The sequence below is a fragment of the Rhizobium sp. C4 genome (assembly GCF_021026315.1).
Taxonomy (GTDB): Bacteria; Pseudomonadota; Alphaproteobacteria; order Rhizobiales; family Rhizobiaceae; genus Ensifer_A.
In genome coordinates, this window is sequence record NZ_JAJNCX010000002.1 from 255211 (window position 1) to 271058 (window position 15848).

The 15848-nt window shown below is 62.6% G+C and carries 14 protein-coding genes; 8 read left to right on the forward strand and 6 right to left on the reverse strand.

The annotated features are described in order from the left end of the window. Nucleotides 1-46 precede the first annotated feature (46 nt). Entirely contained in the window at nucleotides 47-826 is a 780-nt protein-coding gene (locus tag LQK84_RS04790; RefSeq protein ID WP_230827511.1) for an alpha/beta fold hydrolase, read from the forward strand. A gap of 85 nt (nucleotides 827-911) precedes the next feature. Here the strand turns inward: LQK84_RS04790 and LQK84_RS04795 are convergent, their stop codons facing one another. After that, on the reverse strand, nucleotides 912-1700 hold the full coding sequence (locus LQK84_RS04795) for an enoyl-CoA hydratase (RefSeq protein ID WP_230827512.1): 789 nt from the start codon (nucleotides 1698-1700) through the stop codon (nucleotides 912-914). Nucleotides 1701-1884: 184 nt separating this feature from the next. On the opposite strand from LQK84_RS04795, the gene LQK84_RS04800 reads away from it, so the two are divergent. Then, on the forward strand, nucleotides 1885-2787 hold the full coding sequence (locus tag LQK84_RS04800) for an SDR family oxidoreductase (protein WP_230827513.1): 903 nt from the start codon (nucleotides 1885-1887) through the stop codon (nucleotides 2785-2787). Nucleotide 2788: 1 nt separating this feature from the next. After that, nucleotides 2789-3544 carry an SDR family NAD(P)-dependent oxidoreductase gene (locus LQK84_RS04805; protein WP_230827514.1) on the forward strand — a complete coding sequence of 252 codons (756 nt, stop codon included), beginning with the start codon at nucleotides 2789-2791 and terminating at the stop codon, nucleotides 3542-3544. A gap of 220 nt (nucleotides 3545-3764) precedes the next feature. On the opposite strand, the gene LQK84_RS04810 is transcribed toward LQK84_RS04805, so the two are convergent. The 4 genes from LQK84_RS04810 to LQK84_RS04825 all read right to left on the reverse strand — a co-directional run bounded on the left by LQK84_RS04810 (nucleotide 3765) and on the right by LQK84_RS04825 (nucleotide 7991). Further along, on the reverse strand, nucleotides 3765-4685 hold the full coding sequence (locus tag LQK84_RS04810) for an FAD:protein FMN transferase (RefSeq protein WP_230827515.1): 921 nt from the start codon (nucleotides 4683-4685) through the stop codon (nucleotides 3765-3767). Beyond that, nucleotides 4666-6876 carry a PepSY domain-containing protein gene (locus tag LQK84_RS04815; RefSeq protein ID WP_230827516.1) on the reverse strand — a complete coding sequence of 737 codons (2211 nt, stop codon included), beginning with the start codon at nucleotides 6874-6876 and terminating at the stop codon, nucleotides 4666-4668. The genes LQK84_RS04810 and LQK84_RS04815 overlap by 20 nt, the downstream gene beginning before the upstream one ends. Before the next feature lie 12 nt (nucleotides 6877-6888). Then, complete coding sequence (locus LQK84_RS04820) at nucleotides 6889-7359, reverse strand: DUF2271 domain-containing protein (RefSeq protein ID WP_230827517.1); 471 nt, start codon at nucleotides 7357-7359, stop codon at nucleotides 6889-6891. A gap of 173 nt (nucleotides 7360-7532) precedes the next feature. After that, nucleotides 7533-7991: an RrF2 family transcriptional regulator gene (locus LQK84_RS04825; protein WP_230827518.1), complete on the reverse strand. Its 459-nt coding sequence runs from the start codon at nucleotides 7989-7991 to the stop codon at nucleotides 7533-7535. 181 nt (nucleotides 7992-8172) lie between these two features. Between LQK84_RS04825 and cydD the strand changes: the two genes are divergently transcribed. The 5 genes from cydD (at nucleotide 8173) to cydX (ending at nucleotide 14583) form a co-directional block, all read left to right on the forward strand. Continuing rightward, nucleotides 8173-9867 carry a thiol reductant ABC exporter subunit CydD gene (gene cydD / locus LQK84_RS04830; RefSeq protein WP_230827519.1) on the forward strand — a complete coding sequence of 565 codons (1695 nt, stop codon included), beginning with the start codon at nucleotides 8173-8175 and terminating at the stop codon, nucleotides 9865-9867. Next, on the forward strand, nucleotides 9864-11516 hold the full coding sequence (locus LQK84_RS04835) for an amino acid ABC transporter ATP-binding/permease protein (RefSeq protein WP_230827520.1): 1653 nt from the start codon (nucleotides 9864-9866) through the stop codon (nucleotides 11514-11516). The genes cydD and LQK84_RS04835 overlap by 4 nt, the downstream gene beginning before the upstream one ends. Before the next feature lie 137 nt (nucleotides 11517-11653). Further along, nucleotides 11654-13258 (forward strand): cytochrome ubiquinol oxidase subunit I, encoded by a 1605-nt coding sequence (locus tag LQK84_RS04840; RefSeq protein WP_230827521.1) that lies wholly within the window; start codon nucleotides 11654-11656, stop codon nucleotides 13256-13258. 5 nt (nucleotides 13259-13263) lie between these two features. Then, nucleotides 13264-14415: a cytochrome d ubiquinol oxidase subunit II gene (cydB, locus tag LQK84_RS04845; RefSeq protein ID WP_230827523.1), complete on the forward strand. Its 1152-nt coding sequence runs from the start codon at nucleotides 13264-13266 to the stop codon at nucleotides 14413-14415. Between the two features lie 15 nt (nucleotides 14416-14430). Further along, a complete protein-coding gene (gene cydX, locus LQK84_RS04850) occupies nucleotides 14431-14583 on the forward strand; it encodes a cytochrome bd-I oxidase subunit CydX (RefSeq protein ID WP_230827524.1) in 153 nt (50 codons plus the stop codon). A 97-nt stretch (nucleotides 14584-14680) separates the two neighbouring features. Here the strand turns inward: cydX and LQK84_RS04855 are convergent, their stop codons facing one another. Next, nucleotides 14681-15817 carry an ROK family transcriptional regulator gene (locus LQK84_RS04855; RefSeq protein WP_230827525.1) on the reverse strand — a complete coding sequence of 379 codons (1137 nt, stop codon included), beginning with the start codon at nucleotides 15815-15817 and terminating at the stop codon, nucleotides 14681-14683. Nucleotides 15818-15848: the final 31 nt, after the last annotated feature.

Below are 15848 nucleotides of genomic sequence, written 5' to 3' on the forward strand. Positions count from 1 at the left end.
AGACGCTCTCGCCCGCCACGCGGTTACGGAGACCGGTTCCGGACCCATGGTTTGGCGGATCTGGGGGAAGGGGCCTGCGGTCGTGCTGCTGCATGGCGGCCATGGATCCTGGATGCACTGGATCCGCAACATCCCGGAGCTTTCGAAACACCACACCGTCTATATTCCCAATCTCCCCGGCATGGGGGGATCGGTGGCCGTTGGCAGGACGATGGAGCAGATTGCCGCCGCCGTCATCGCGGGTGTCGAGCAATTGCGCATTCCCGCACCCTATGCGCTGGGCGGTTTTTCCTTCGGCTCGGTCGTGGCTGCCTATATGCTGGATGCGCATCGCGATCGCATCAATCATCTGGTTCTCGTCGGTACAGCCGGGCTTGGCAAAGTCGACCTGGTGACGAGTTCGCTGAAGCACTGGCGGGAGATATCCGACCCCGTGGAGCGGCGCGCGATCCACGCCTTCAATCTTTCAAAGCTGATGCTTTTCAAACCTGAAAGCATCGATGCGCTGGCGGTCGATATCCAGACGGACAATGCGGAGCAGACGATCGTCAACAACCGCAAGGCCGCGATGGAGGCGAATACCGCCGCCGTTCTCGACCGTCACCCGGCTCTGCCGATCACCGCGATCTGGGGACAGGAGGACGCGCTTGTGCGCCGTCATCTCGAAGAGAGAATTACCTTTCTCTCCGCCCGCCATCCGCCCGGTCAGACCCATGTCATCCCGGGCGTTGGCCATTGGGTCCAGTTCGAGGCGGCAGGCGCGGTCAATGCGATCCTGATCGACGCGTTGCGGCAGACAAGTGGTGCTCCGCACCCGACCGTCTAGGACTTCACGGATGTGGACGCGGAAAGCGACATCCCACCGCTCTTCTTGAACTGGCGCGATGTCTCTCTCCTGCGATCAATGGCGTTCAGCGCCCTTTGAAGGCAGGCTTTCGCTTCTCGGCAAAGGCTTTCAGGGCCTCCACATGGTCCTCGCTCGTCGCCAGACGGATCTGATGGAAGGCTTCGAGGTCGAGGACCTCATCCAGCGTGCCGGTTTCGGCGGCACGGAAATTGCGCTTGATATAGCCATGCGCCAGCAAGGCGCCATCTGCGAAGGTGCGCGCAAAAGCCAAGGTTTCGGCGCCAAGATCATCGTCTTCCACGATCTTCGAGACGAGGCCGAGGTCGTGCGCCCGTTCGGCGGTCAGCTTTTCGGAAGTCAGGTAGAGTTCCTTGGCCTTTGACGGTCCCAGAAGACGGGTGAGGAAATAGGTTCCGCCAAAGTCTCCCGCGAAGCCGACCGTCACGAAACTGGTCAGAAATTTGGAGGATCGGCCGGCGATGCGGAAGTCGCAGGCGAGCGCCAGCGCGAAACCGGCACCCGCTGCGGCGCCATTCACCATGGCAATGGTGATCTTGGGGAACTCGTAAAGTGTTTTGACAAGCTCGTGCCGCCGCCGCAGCAGCTCGACGCGCTCTTCATATCCGAGTTCGCTCTTGTTGCCCTTCATCCCCTTCACGTCGCCGCCGGAGCAGAACGCGCGGCCAGCACCTGTGATGATGACGGCCCCGACTTCCGGATCGGTCGCGATTCTCTTCAGATCGTCCGTCAGTCCGAAGATCATGTCGTCGCTCAGCGCGTTCAGGCTTTCGGGACGGTTCAGCGTGATGGTGGCGATGCCGTCCTTCTTCGCGACGGTGTAGTGGTCGGTCATGGTGTTCCTCCTGTTCGAGCCGCATTCTAGCGAAGTCGAAACATTGGCTCGAAGCCTCCCGCGGGAGCCAACATGTATGCGTCGTTGATCCGCCGGTGGATGGACAAGACGATAGCTGCGCGCCAGAAAAGCAGCAACGTTCCAGGCGGATTGTGCCGGGAATCAAAATTCGAGGAGAGCAGACATGACTATTCGCTTTGACGGCCGCGTTGCCATTGTGACAGGTGCCGGCGCAGGTCTGGGCCGTGCCCACGCTTTGCTTCTTGCGGCGCAGGGCGCGAAGGTCGTGGTCAACGATCCGGGCGGCAGCGTGGACGGGAAGGGCGGCAATGGTGCTGCAGCCGATACGGTCGTCTCCGAGATCAAGGCGGCAGGCGGCATTGCGGTGGCCAACTATGCCAGCGTTGCCGATCGCGAGGGCGCAGCCTCGATCGTGCAGACGGCCGTCGACAATTTCGGCAGGATCGACATCGTCGTCAACAATGCCGGCATCCTGCGTGACAAGAGCTTCGCCAAGATGACGCTCGAGGAGTTCGAGATCGTTCTCAACGTTCATCTGCTGGGCACCGTCTACGTCACCAAGGCTGCATGGCCGTACCTGCTGGAGCAGAAATACGGGCGCGTCGTCTTCACCAGCTCCGGGTCCGGCCTTGTCGGTTCCTACGGCCAGTCGAACTACGGTGCGGCCAAGACCGGCATGATGGGCCTGATGAACAATCTCAAGTTCGAGGGCGAGAAGTTCAACATCAAGGTCAACATGATTTCGCCGGTAGCCGGCACGCGCATGACCGAAGGCATTATCGAACAGAAGCTCTTCGATCTCTCCAAGCCGGAACAGGTTTCGCCGGCGGTTGCCTGGCTTTCCAGCGAGGAATGCGACGTCAACGGCGAGATTGTCGCGGCTGGAGCCGGTTATTTCACGGTGCTCAAGCTCATGAAGGGTGTCGGACATGTCGTCGATCCCTCGCATGTCGCGACGCTCGAGGACTTCGTCAACAATAAGGACAAGATCTTCGACCTGTCGGGCGCAAAGCCCTATACGAGCACGCTGGACACAGACACGAAGAAAAAGCTCGGATTGATTTGAGATGGAGCCGCCAATCACAAGTGGCCGCGCCATCGTCACCGGTGGCGCCACCGGCATCGGGCTCGGGATTGCCAAGCGATTGAGCGCCGACGGTTTTGCGGTGACGCTCGTCTCGCGTGACAGGGAAAGGCTCCAATCTGCGTGTTCAGAGGTGGGCGGCGGCGCTGATTTCATCGTTTGCGATGTCGGCAACCGGAACAGTGTCCAAGCCCTTGCTTCCGAAGTTCGCAGTCGCCATGGCGAAATTGCCGTGCTGGTGAACAACGCGGGCATCATGAAGACGACGCTGTTAAGCACGCCTGCCGATGAGATGGACCGGATCTGGGACGAGACCCTTGCCGTCAATCTCAAGGGGGCTATGATGGTTTCCCAGGAACTGGCACCCATCCTTCGGTCTCCCGGCGGACGGATCATCAACCTGTCTTCCACCGTCGCCTACAATGGCGGCAGCGTTCCCGGCCTCATCGCCTATAGCGCGTCGAAGGCCGGCATCACCGGGCTGACCATGGCGCTGGCGCGTGAACTTGCCGAACGGGACATCACCGTCAACGCGGTCGCGCCCGGTATGATCGAAGACACGGGGTTGACCGGCACCTTTGATGCGTCGCGCAAGGCACGTATCCAGCAAATTCTCCCCCTGAAACGCCCCGGCCAGCCGCACGAAGTCGCAGCCGCCGTCTCCTATCTGGCATCCCCGGACGCGGGCTATGTCACCGGAACCGTCATGTCCGTCAATGGCGGCTGGATATTCCGGTGACGTCATGTGGAATAGCCGCTTGGCTCGGAAAACCTAGCGTGACAACTCCCCTGCGGGAGATTGCGACCCGGTTCTGTGGCAATTCGAAGCCTGATGCCGGCGACGGCCAGGTCGGATCAGGAGGCCGGTCCGCGGGGCTTGCTGCAACGTGGGGTTCAACGCGCAGGCACTCCCTTGGTATTCGTGAGCTATCGCAATTGCGCCGGTCATGGCATTCCGCTCAGGCGACTTGGCTTGCGTCCCGTTCCAGAAACAGAACCTCGAAGCCGAGGGTCTTCGCCAGAGGCTTGCTGCGTACCTCACCGAGCACCATGAAGGCAGTCGCCCAGGCATCGGCCGCCATGCAGTTCGGTGCCAGAACCGTCACGGATGCGGGGCCTTCCAGCAGTGGGGCACCCCGGCGCGGGTCCATGGTGTGCGATAGCCGCCTGCCATTCACATCCACCCAGTGGCGATAGTCGCCGGATGTCGCAACGGCGGTATTTCGCAGTTCGAGGATGGAATGCGGGCTGCGAACACCATAGTCGGGCTTTTCGACTGCGACGGCCCAGTCTCCGCCATCGGGTCTCTGTCCGAGCGCGACCAGTTCGCCGTCTATGGCAAAGAGGCCGTGGTTCAAGCCAGCCTGTTGGGCGACCCGGGCCAGACGGTCGACGCCATAACCCTTGGCGATGCCGGAGAGGTCGATCTGCAGCGGACCGGATTTTCGTGCAAGGCCTCTGGCGCGGTCGATTTCCAGGACCGCATGAGCCGGCTGGCGATGCGTCTGGATCAGAGACTTGATCCTGGCGGTATCCGCATCCTGCGCGCCAAAACCCCATGCGGAGACCGCGTCGCCAAGGCCAATGTCGAAAGCGCCGCCGGACTGGCGGCCCACGTCGAGGCCATAGTCCAGAACCTCCAACAGCGGATCGGGCAGGGGAAGCCAGATATCCGCCGGCGCGGCATTGAAGCGCATGAGCGCGCTTTCCGGGTTCCATGTCGACATCAGGCCATCCACCTCATCGACCGCGGACTGCAAGGCATCGCGAAGAGCGGCAACCGCGCAGGTCGCTTCAGTGAAGACGATCGCAGACCAGCGCGTGCCCATCGTGGGACCGTTCAGCGCGTGACGGACAAGGTCAGTAGACGTCTTCGGCATAACGGCCCTCGGCTTTCAGCTTGGCGGTTGTCAGGTTCATGGGGGCAAGAATATCGCCAAGCGCTGCCTTGACGCCGGCTGCCATATCCGCCCCGCCGCAGACCATGATCTGCGCGCCGGAGGCAATCAGGCCGGCAAGGCGCTGCCCATCCCGACGCACGGCATCCTGAACGTAGCTGCGCGCTGCGGTGCGGGAGAAGGCGGTTTCGATCGAGGTCAATTTGCCTTCGTTGAGCCAGCGATCGATCTCCGGCGCATAGAACACGTCGCTGGACGGGTGGCGCGCGCCGAAGAACAGGTGCATCGGGCGCTTAGTGTCGTTGGCGCGGACAAATCCAGCCAGTGGGCCGATGCCGGTACCTGCGCCGATCAGCACGACCGGCTTCCGGTTTTTCGCCGGGCGGAAATCCGGGTTCGGTCGGAAGAAGACATGGATTTTGTCGCCCGGCATCAGATCGACCAGCCTGCTCGAGCAGAGGCCGCCCGGATGCTTGCGGACACAGATTTCCACGAAGCCATCACGCGAGGACGAGGCCAGCGAATAGAAACGCGGGGTGTTCGATCCATGCGGGACGATGCCGATGAGATCACCGGCGGAGAAGCGGGGTGCGTCGCCGGTCAGTCTCTGCCACAACGTCGTGCGCGGCAGGGCAAAGCGGAGAATGGCTGCCGGCGCCTGGACTGCCGCGCCAAAGTCACGACGCGATATCAAGGTCAGCCCGGTCAGTTGCGGCACGACGGTTGCGTGATGCAGATCGAGCGGAATGCCGATCTTTTCGCCCAAAGCCCGGCCCCAGCGGGCGAAGTCCTGCGGGGATTGCCGGTCAACGGTCTCAAGAGGAAGCAGTTTCGCCCATCCGGCCTTTTCCAGTTCGGCATCGACGTCTTGAGCAAAGCCACAGAAGTGGGGAAAGCTGCGGTCGCCAAAGCCAAGCACGCTGACGGGAATAGTGCGCAGGGGCCTGTTTGTTGCCAGTCGGCTGAGAAAATTCCGTGCCGAGGCGGGCGCGTCGCCGTCTCCGTAGGTGGCGGCCATGACGATAATGCGCTTTGCGGCGCTGTATCGCTGCGGCTCGAAGGCCGACATCGGCGCGACATGGACATGTTCGCCGGTTTTGGCGACGGCGGCGTGAAGCGTGGCCGCAAAGCCCCAGGTCGCGCCGCCTTCGCTGCCAACGAGGATGACAGTGCCTGCGCGGCCAGCACTTGCATTCCCGCGAATCCGTGGGCGTGCCTTCAGCGAGGCCCACCATTGTATTGCGCCCGTCACCGCCAAAGCAGGCACGGCCAGCGACATGAGACCGAGGATCAATCCCAGGAGAGCCGCGCCCCGGCCCGTGTGAAGCATCATCACAGTGTCGCCGATACTATCCCAGATGCTCGCGTCGCTCCAGGCGAGGAGCTTGCCATTGCCCTGATCGATATAGCCGGTCCCTTGTGTTGTCTTGAGCGTATAGACATCATTCACGTCGCCCTGCGCGGGAAAGGTCAGGTCGCGCAGCGCATCAATCGGCAGCTTGCTCAATGTGGGCATCTGGTCCAGTCCATAGCCTGTGCGGCCACTTGTGACGGCGGGCATGGCAGGACCATCAGCGCTTTCGGGAAGGATGCCGAAGGTCGAGGCGGTCATCCAGAGCGCCGTCAGCGATGACAGCAACAGGCCGGCAACGCTGACGCGGGCGAGTTCCACATGAACCCGTGCGCTTGACGCGCCTCTCAGAGGCGAGAAGAAGCGCTTCCATCCACCGGTACGCCGTGCCACCAGAAACAGCCCGGAGACGGAGAGGACCAGCATCAGAAGCGCACCAACCGCTGTGACAATCCGGCCATTCTCTCCCAGGAAGAGCGAACGATGCAGGTTCTTCAGCCAGCGTTCGGCCGCAGGCGTCTCTGCATTCGCAACGGCTTTTCCTGTTGCCGGGTCGATGACCGAGGCCTGAGACTGGTTGTTGGTATCGAACCAGAAGGCCGTGACGCGACCCGCCGGCGAGACCCGGATCTCCGAGACCGCCGGTTGGGCAGCCTGAATTCTGGCCGCGACCGTGCCCACGTCGAGAGTGCTATCCGTCTGTGCCGGCGTCGAGAGGCTTTCAAGCGCCGGGAAAACCGAAAGGGCAGCGCCGCTCAGCGACATGCAAATGACGAGAATGGCAGCCACAAGACCGGGCCAGCGGTGGACAAAGCGCAGCATGTCGAAGTCCGATCACATCTTGTATTGGAAATTGGCGATATAGCGCTGGCCGCGAACCGGCTTGCCGGCGCCTGCTGCCGTGAGCGGCACGGTGATTTCCGACGGGCTTTCGCGCATGTCTTCAACGGCGGAATCGATATGAAGCTGATAGCCGGCGTCAAACAGCGTATCGGCCAGATCGACCGTCACCTTCAGCTCGCGCCCGGAGCCGACACTGGCACCCGTGATGCCGGAGATTTCGGCCGTGTTGCCACCGGTTGCCCGATACCAGTCGCTCAGATGCCGGTAATATTTGGCGCGTCCACCCGCCATCCAGAGCGTCTTGGCATATTTGCCCTGGGCATTGGTGAGATAGACGACGACGAATGCGTTGTTGCCGCCGTAATTCGCCATGTTCGCCGTCAACGTGACCTGGCGGGCCATTGCGAGACCGGGAACAGTCAAGGCCGTCGTCATGGCGAGGGCGGTCAGCAATCTTTTCATTTCAAGCTCCTGCGTTTCCAAACATGAGCGGATTGTTGCATAGCCAAGCTGAGTTTTAGCTGACACGAGACGGGCGAGGCTCAAGCCAGGGATCGCCGCCAGGCGCGTGTCTATGAGTCTGATGCCAACTGAACCGGGGGCGTCGACAGCACCACGATTTGGTCTGGGTCGATCTACTGCCTGCTCTCGCGCTGACAACCGATATTCAGACGCAGCAGCTCGGCAAGCCTATCGTTTCCGTCGATCAGGTCCGACAGGAGAACCTTGTCGAGGGATCTGTAAAAGGCATCGACCGCGTTGCTGATGGCATCGCGGAGCCAGCAGACTTCGACCAGCGGACAGGTGTTGGAGGCACTGAAACATTCGGCGAAGGGCAGGTCGGCTTCAAAGATCCGGAAGACCGATCCGATATTGATGCCGGCCGCCGGCCGCATCAGCTGCAGACCGCCATTCCGCCCGCGCGTCGCATCGATAAAGCCATGATGGCCGAGCATGCGGATGACCTGGGCCAGATGGTGCTCCGAGGCATTACACGCAGCGGCGATATCGCTTTTGCGGACTGTAAGATGCGGGTTTACCGCGCAAAACATCAGCGTTCTGATCGCCAGATTGGTTCGCATCGTAATGCGCATTGTTGCCCGTCCCCCCGGATGGCCATCACTATGTGCCCTGAATACATAAGATTTCGGAGCAGCGATTGATCTATGTCAGGCGGGCGCGCTCCAGCCGCAGAAACTTGATCCATGTCATTTCCTGGAGGCGCATATGGAGTAAAGACGCATCAGAGATGCATGATTGTTTGAGATGTCTGTGGTGCGTGCCAAAACAAAATCCGAAGATCCCGGCGCGGCTCGGCTGACGGCCATCGAGACGGGCGCCATGAAGGGTCTGCGGCGCGCAGGCCTTCTGACGGTTGTCTCGGCTCTCATGGTCCTGCCGCAAAGCCTGCTCATCGGCGACAGTTTCGGCGCGCTCGTGACCGGGAAGACACCCATCCTGACACCTCTTTACGCAGCCCTGGCCTATCTGTGCCTCGGGGTCCTGCGGCACGGGCTGGATGCGTGGGGCGGACATATCGCTTTCCGCTCTGCGCAGGCAGTTGTCGCGAACGAACGGTCGGCGCTGGCGACGGTTCAAAGCCGCATTTCGCCCTTTTCCGAAGGGGCCGTTTCATCCGGCGAAGGCGCGGCGCTGATCGGCGAGAAGCTGGACATTCTTCTCGTCTATCTGACGCGCTACCACACCGCCGCGTTCAAAACGCGGGTTCTGCCCCTTGCGATCCTTTTCGCAACCGCCTCAATCTCCTGGGCAGCTGCCTTGATCCTTCTCGTTTCCGGCCCGCTGATCCCGGTCTTCATGGCGCTGATCGGCTTTGCGGCCCGCGATGCGAGCGCCCGGCATCTGAAGGAGACAGGCTCGCTCAACGCGCTTCTTCTGGAGCGGCTGAATGCGCTCGTCGATATCAAGGTGCTGGACGGGCGCGAAACCATGGTGCGGCAGTTCTTTGCCAGTGCCGACACGTTGAAAGAGCGCACGATGGCGGTGCTGCGCGTTGCCTTCCTCTCCTCGACCGTGCTCGAGCTGTTCTCTGCGCTGGGTGTCGCCATGGTCGCCGTCTATGTCGGCTTCAGCCTGCTCGGCACGTTCAGCTTCGGTACCTATGGCGCGGAACTGACGCTGGCGCATGGTATCGTGCTTCTGCTTCTGGCCCCGGAATTCTTTGCGCCGCTGCGCGAACTGGCCGGCGCGTGGCATGACCGCGCAGCCGCTCTGGCCGTTTCCGGCGAGCTGGCCGAGATCGACGCTCGCACGCCCATGACGATCCTCGGCGAAGGACGAACCGTGCCGGCACTGGCCGGACCGGTGCGCATTTCGACGCGCGGCTTGCACTTTGCGGCTGGCCCGGCGGTTTCCATTGCCTATCCGGATATCGATATTCGTGCCGGCGAAACGGTTGCCATCACGGGTCCGAGCGGCGTGGGAAAGAGCACGCTGCTGGCCCTGATCGCCGGACTTGCTCGTCCTCAGCAGGGCGGGGTCCATATCTGCGGCGTCAATCTCGATGATGCCTCGGCCGATGCCTGGCGGATGCGGCTTTCGTGGGTGTCGCAGGTGCCGCATTTCGCCAATGCCAGCCTTGTCTCCAATATCGCCGGACCTGACGGACGGCGCGAGGATTGCCGTGTGGCGGCGGCCATCAGCGCCGCCTCGCTTGATCCGGTCGTCGCTGCCCTGCCGCATGGCCTGCTGACCCGGCTTGGCGAAACCGGCAGCGGACTTTCCGGCGGAGAAGCGCGGCGCGTCATGCTGGCCAGCGCCTTCTACGCCCCGGCGGACATCGTGCTTGCCGACGAACCGACGGCGGATCTGGATCTGGCCAATGCGCAGTTCGTGACGGAAAGCCTGCTGGCGCTTGCCCGGCAGGGGAAAACGCTGATCGTCGCGACCCACGATCGCCGGCTCGCCGAGCGGCTGGGTCGAGAAATCCGGCTGGGAGATGCGGCATGAGGCGGCTTGCGCGCATTTTCGTCCGGGTCTGGCGGCCCCATGCGGGCAAGCTTGCCCTGGGCAGCCTGTTTTCCATTCTCGTCGTCTTTGCCGGAACGGCTTTGCTCGCCGTGTCGGGCTGGTTCATCACGGCGACCGGCATTGCGGGCCTCGCTGGGGCCGGCATCGCCTTCGATGTGTTCCGGCCCAGTGCGGCGATCCGGTTCCTGGCTCTCGGCCGGGCCGGCGCCCGCTATGGCGAGCGGCTGCTGACCCACGATGCGACGCTCGCGGGGCTGGCGGAGCTGCGTGGACAATTGCTGGCGGGCATGGCGCGCGCGCCGCTGCGCAAGCTCGCATCGCTCAACGGTTCGGAACGGTTGAACCATCTGACACTTGATGTGGATGCGCTGGACGGTCTGGCGCTGCGGCTGGTCATCCCGCTTCTTTCTGCCGTGGTGGTTCTTGCCGGCTTTCTTCTGGTCCTCTGGCAGATCGAGAGCGGCGCGGTTGCCGCATGGCAGGGCGCGAGCCTTGTCCTCGGCTTCCTCCTCTCCGCGGCGCTGATGCTGAAAATGGCGCAGCGGCCCTCCCGCCTTGCCCACAAGGCGCTGCAGGCGGTGCGGCTCAGGTTCATCGACCTGATGCGCGCAAGGCCGGAACTGACGGTCGCCGGGCGGCTGGCAGCACAGACATCGGCGGTCATGGACGCGCAGCGACGCTTGCAGCAGGAGCAGGTTCGCCTCGATCTTGCGGAGCGGTTCTCCGGTCTGCTGCTCGGCATCACAAGCACGCTTGCTGCCGCCGGCAGCCTCTATCTCGGCATCCGGCTGGCCGAAGCGAAGGCGATCGATCCGGCGCTCGCCGCGATGGGCTTTTTCGGCGCGCTCGGTGCCGCCGAAATCATGGCGCCGCTGCATCGCGGCCTTTCCGAACTCGGCCGCATTCTCGATGCCGCGCGCCGGGTCGATGCGCAGATGAGCGCCGATCACGATGTGCCGCGTCATTCCGGCATTGCGGATCACCAAGTCGCCGGAGAGCCGGTTCTTCGGATGGACGGTTTACGCTTCACGCAGACGGGTAGGACGATCCTGAGCGGCTTCGACCTCTCTGTCCGTGCTGGCGAAACGGTGGCGCTGACCGGGCCGAGCGGGATCGGCAAGTCGACCCTGCTGCTTCTGGCGATGGGCCAGCTTCAGCCGGACCAGGGGACGATAAAGATCGATGGCCGCGACATTCGCGCGCTGGATGAGCGCGCCCTGTTCCGTCTTGCCACCATTCTGCCACAGCGAAGCGCGTTGATGAGCGGATCGATCCTGGATGCACTCAGGCTGGCGCGGCCGGATGTCGATGCGGACGAGGCATGGCATGTGCTGAAAGCCGTCACGCTCGATGCGGTCATTGCCGCCAGAGGCGGGTTGGACTTTGCGCTCGGTGAAAGCGGAGCTGGTCTCTCCGGCGGGGAGCGGCGTCGTCTGGCGCTGGCGCGCGTCCTGCTTCGGAGGCCTCGCCTGCTGCTGCTAGACGAGCCGACAGAGGGATTGGACGAGGCAACCGCGAATGCGGTTCTGGCCGGCATCCGCGACTATCTGCCGGAGGCCGCGATCCTGATGGCCTCGCATCGGCGGGCTGAAACGGCCTTTGCCGATCGGGTCCTGCCCCTCGGGTGAGCTGCCCTCCGCATGCACTGCGACCAAACAGCGCAAATGTGTATTCCGAATACACCTTATTGACCTCGATCAAGTCGAGACCCTGCCGCGCGCGTTAGGCATGAGGGCATCACTCTATTTCGATAGGCGAGACCATCATGGATATCGACATTGTCGAGCTGTCACGACTGCAATTTGCAATGACAGCGCTCTATCACTTCCTCTTCGTTCCCCTCACGCTAGGTTTGTCGGTCATCGTTGCCATCATGGAGACGGTCTATGTCATGACCGATCGGCCGATCTGGCGGCAGATGACCAAGTTCTGGGGCACGCTGTTCGGCATCAACTTCGTTCTGGGGGTTGCCACCGGCATCACCATGGAATTCCAGTTCGGCATGAACTGGAGCTATTACAGCCACTATGTCGGCGATATCTTCGGTGCGCCGCTGGCCATCGAGGGCCTGATGGCCTTCTTCCTGGAAGCGACCTTTGTCGGCCTCTTCTTCTTCGGCTGGGACAGGCTCTCCAAGCGCGCGCATCTGATCGTCGCCTGGCTCGTCGCCATCGGCTCGAATTTCTCGGCGCTCTGGATCCTGATCGCCAATGGCTGGATGCAAAACCCGGTGGGCGCCTCGTTCAATCCGCTGACCATGCGCATGGAAATGAGCTCCTTCTTCGACGTCATGTTCAATGAGGTGGCGCAGGCGAAGTTCGTGCACACCGTCTCGGCCGGCTATGTCACGGCGTCCGTCTTCGTGCTCGGCGTCTCGGCCTGGTATCTGCTGAAGGGTCGCCACATCGATCTGGCACGCCGGTCGATCGCCATTGCTGCCTCGTTTGGTCTCGCTTCGGCCCTTTCGGTCGTCGTGCTCGGCGACGAGTCTGGCTATTCGGTCACGCTGTCGCAGAAGATGAAGCTCGCCGCCATTGAAGGCATGTGGGAAACGCAGCCGGCACCGGCCTCGTTCACGCTTCTCGGCTTCCCCGACCAGCAGGCGCGTGAGACGCATTATGCGATCCACATTCCCTATGCGATGGGCCTGATCGGCACGCGCTCGCTCACCCGCGAAATTCCCGGCATTGCCGATCTCGTCAAGCAGGCCGAAACCCGCGTCCGCTCCGGCATCGTCGCCTATAACGCGCTGATGGATTACCGCGCCAACAAGGGCAAGGTATCACCGGAGGTTGCCACGACTTTCGAAGAGCACAGCAAGGATCTGGGCTTTGCCCTGCTTCTGAAGCGCTATGTCGATGATCCGCGTCAGGCGACCGATGCGCAGATCGCGCAGGCTGCCAATGACACGGTCCCGACCGTCTGGCCGCTCTTCTGGGCCTTCCGCCTCATGGTGGCGCTCGGCTTCTCGTTCATCGCGCTCATGGTCTGGTTCTTCTGGATGTCTTCCTTCCGCAACATGCGCTTCCCGCGCGTGGCGCTGCGGCTCGCCGTCATCCTGATCCCGGCTCCGTGGATTGCCGCAGAACTTGGCTGGTTCGTCGCCGAATTCGGTCGCCAGCCCTGGACGGTGGACGGTGTCCTGCCAACGGCACTCTCGGCCTCCACCCTTTCGGTGACAGATCTGGCCATCACGCTTGCGGGCTTTGTTCTCTTCTACAGCGTGCTCTTCGTCATCGAGATGGGGCTGATGGTCAAATACATTCGCAAGGGCCCGTATATCGATGTTCCCGAGACCGATCGCTGGCAGTCCGACCATCGTGACAGGCTGACGGCCCCGTCGCCCTTTGCCCAGCAACCTGCGGAGTAACGATCATGATCCTCTTTGAACTTGTTCCCTTCGAAATCCTGCGGGTGGTCTGGTGGGTTCTGCTCGGCGTGCTCCTGACCGGATTTGCACTGACCGACGGCTTTGACCTCGGCGTCGGCACGCTGCTTCCCTTCGTCGGCAGGACCGATACCGAGCGACGCATCGCCATCAACACGATCGGCCCGGTCTGGGAAGGCAATCAGGTCTGGTTCATCCTGGGTGGCGGCGCCATCTTCGCCGCCTGGCCGCCGCTCTATGCCGTCAGCTTCTCGGGCTTCTATCTGGCGATGTTTGCGGTTCTTGCCGCCCTCATCCTGCGCCCGGTCGGCTTCAAGTATCGTTCGAAGCGCGAAAGTGCCGCCTGGCGCAATGGCTGGGACTGGGCGCTTTTCGTCGGCGGTGCGGTTCCCGCGCTGATCTTCGGTGTTGCCATGGGCAATGTGCTGCAAGGCGTGCCCTTCCGCTTCGACGACGACCTGAGGGTTTTTTACGACGGAACCTTCTTTGGCCTGCTCAACCCCTTTGCACTGCTGACGGGCGTCGTCTCGGTTGCCATGCTGGTCACGCATGGTGCGGCCTGGTTGCAGCTCAAGGCGGAAGGCCCGGTTCGGGATCGTGCCCGCGCCATCGGGTCGGTTGCCGCTCTCGTGACGGTCGTCAGCTATGTGCTGGCCGGCCTCTGGCTTGCCAAGGGCATTGGCGGCTATGCGCTGGTGGGTGATGTTGTCTCCAATGGCCCTTCAAACCCGCTGTTCAGCGAAACAACACGCTCGCCCAGCTGGTTCGGCGCCTTTGCCGAGCGGCCGTGGATTGCGGTTTCGCCGGTGCTGGGGCTCCTCGGCTCGCTGCTCGCCTTCTATGGCCTGCGCGCCGGCAAGGACCTGATGACCATGCTCTATTCGAAGCTCGCGATCATCGGCATCATCTCGTCGGTGGGCCTGACGATGTTCCCCTACATTCTGCCCTCGTCGATTGATGCCAGATCGTCGCTGACTGTCTGGAACGCCTCGTCGTCGCACCAGACGCTCTTCGTCATGCTGGTGGCAGCCGTGATCTTCGTGCCGATCATCCTTGCCTACACAGCCTGGGTCTATCACGTTCTGTGGGGCAAGGTGACGGAGGCAGAGATCAACGACAACCACGAAACCGTCTATTAAGAGGAGACCTCGAACATGTGGTATTTCGCCTGGCTTCTCGGCCTTCCGCTCGCCGCAATCTTTGCTGTCGTCAACGCCATGTGGCTGGAAATGCAGCAGGATCGGCAGATGATCAACGGTGCGGGAAAGGGGAACTCGCCCAAGCCTGTGTCCGTCAGCAAGACTTGAAAAACGGATCGCGCGCCATCTACCCAGTGGATCGGCGCGCGATCGATTCCGTTTCGGTGCTCAGATGACGCCGGGCGCGTGCTTTTGTGGCACGGGTTCAGGGTCTTGGCAGCGACCAAAGGAAATAGCGGTCCATGAGCGGGATCAGTGCCGCTCCCAGGATGGCGGGGTCACCGGCGATTTCGCTGACAAGGCGCGTCGGGAAGGGGGCTTCCACCCCGTAGCGCGTCAGCGATTTCGAGGGCGGCAACGCCAGCAGGCGTTCGCCGAGCGCGCGGGGAAGTTCGCCGCCGAAAACGATGGCCTCGGGATCGATCACGGCGCGCAGCATGTCGATTGCGCGGTTGAGCGCCGGCGCAATTTCCGCGATCCAGTCTTCGACACCCGGCCAGACGGGATCGAAACGCTGGCGCAACTCGCGGATATTGGAAATCTCAACGCCACGAGCGTTCAGCCGCTTGAGCAATTCACCCAGTGCCGGCCGCGATGGCCCTTCATCATGCGTGAAGACGCGGCTGATTTCGCCGGCATTCCCGAATGCCCCGAACAGCGGCCTGCCATCGAGCACGATCCCACCGCCGAAACCGTAGTTGAAGGAGAGATAGCCGAATGTCGGAAAGCGACGACCCGCGCCGACGGCAGACTCTCCGATGGCGCCCGTCGTGCCGTTGTTCTCGACCCAGATCGGCAGGTCGAACAGTGTTTCGAGCTCCGTCCTGATGTCGACCAGCGACCAGTCGCGCAGCGGTTCCGGCGCATTGAACCTGCGCGCGCGGTCGACAAAGAAACCCGCCATGGAAAACCCGACGCCGATCAGGCGGGAAGGGTCGATGGCGCGGCTTGCCAGAACGTCGCGGACCCGCTGCTTGAGCCGGAACAGGGTCTCACGCCGCTGATCGGGCCTGTCTTCCAGCATTTCTTCATAGATAACCTTGCAGGCGAAGTCGCAGATGCCGAAGGAGACGCAGTCGGTGTTGACGGAGATGCCGATCGTGTAGCCGGCCTCTCCGTTCAGCAGCAGCGCCGGGCTTGGCTTGCCGCGTCCATGCACGACGGTTTCGCCAAGCTTCAGGAGGCCAGCGTCGAGCAGCGTGTCGACGATGCGGTGAACGGAGGGCTGCGTCAGGTTGGTCTGCGGGGCGAGGGCTGAGCGCATGATGCCGCCGGGTGCGCGGCGCACGATTTCGAGAACCATGCGCTCGTTGCCCGACAAATCGGCCGCCTGTCTTTTCATTGCCGGCTCCCACCGTGCCCGTTCGCTCGGG

Coding starts and splice junctions, on each gene's coding strand:
- LQK84_RS04790 (WP_230827511.1), top strand. CDS start 47: ATGGTTTGGCGGATCTGGGGGAAGGGGCCTGCGGTCGTGCTGCTGCAT.
- LQK84_RS04795 (WP_230827512.1), bottom strand. CDS start 1,700: ATGACCGACCACTACACCGTCGCGAAGAAGGACGGCATCGCCACCATC.
- LQK84_RS04800 (WP_230827513.1), top strand. CDS start 1,885: ATGACTATTCGCTTTGACGGCCGCGTTGCCATTGTGACAGGTGCCGGC.
- LQK84_RS04805 (WP_230827514.1), top strand. CDS start 2,789: ATGGAGCCGCCAATCACAAGTGGCCGCGCCATCGTCACCGGTGGCGCC.
- LQK84_RS04810 (WP_230827515.1), bottom strand. CDS start 4,685: ATGCCGAAGACGTCTACTGACCTTGTCCGTCACGCGCTGAACGGTCCC.
- LQK84_RS04815 (WP_230827516.1), bottom strand. CDS start 6,876: ATGCTGCGCTTTGTCCACCGCTGGCCCGGTCTTGTGGCTGCCATTCTC.
- LQK84_RS04820 (WP_230827517.1), bottom strand. CDS start 7,359: ATGAAAAGATTGCTGACCGCCCTCGCCATGACGACGGCCTTGACTGTT.
- LQK84_RS04825 (WP_230827518.1), bottom strand. CDS start 7,991: ATGCGCATTACGATGCGAACCAATCTGGCGATCAGAACGCTGATGTTT.
- LQK84_RS04835 (WP_230827520.1), top strand. CDS start 9,864: ATGAGGCGGCTTGCGCGCATTTTCGTCCGGGTCTGGCGGCCCCATGCG.
- LQK84_RS04840 (WP_230827521.1), top strand. CDS start 11,654: ATGGATATCGACATTGTCGAGCTGTCACGACTGCAATTTGCAATGACA.
- cydB (WP_230827523.1), top strand. CDS start 13,264: ATGATCCTCTTTGAACTTGTTCCCTTCGAAATCCTGCGGGTGGTCTGG.
- cydX (WP_230827524.1), top strand. CDS start 14,431: ATGTGGTATTTCGCCTGGCTTCTCGGCCTTCCGCTCGCCGCAATCTTT.
- LQK84_RS04855 (WP_230827525.1), bottom strand. CDS start 15,817: ATGAAAAGACAGGCGGCCGATTTGTCGGGCAACGAGCGCATGGTTCTC.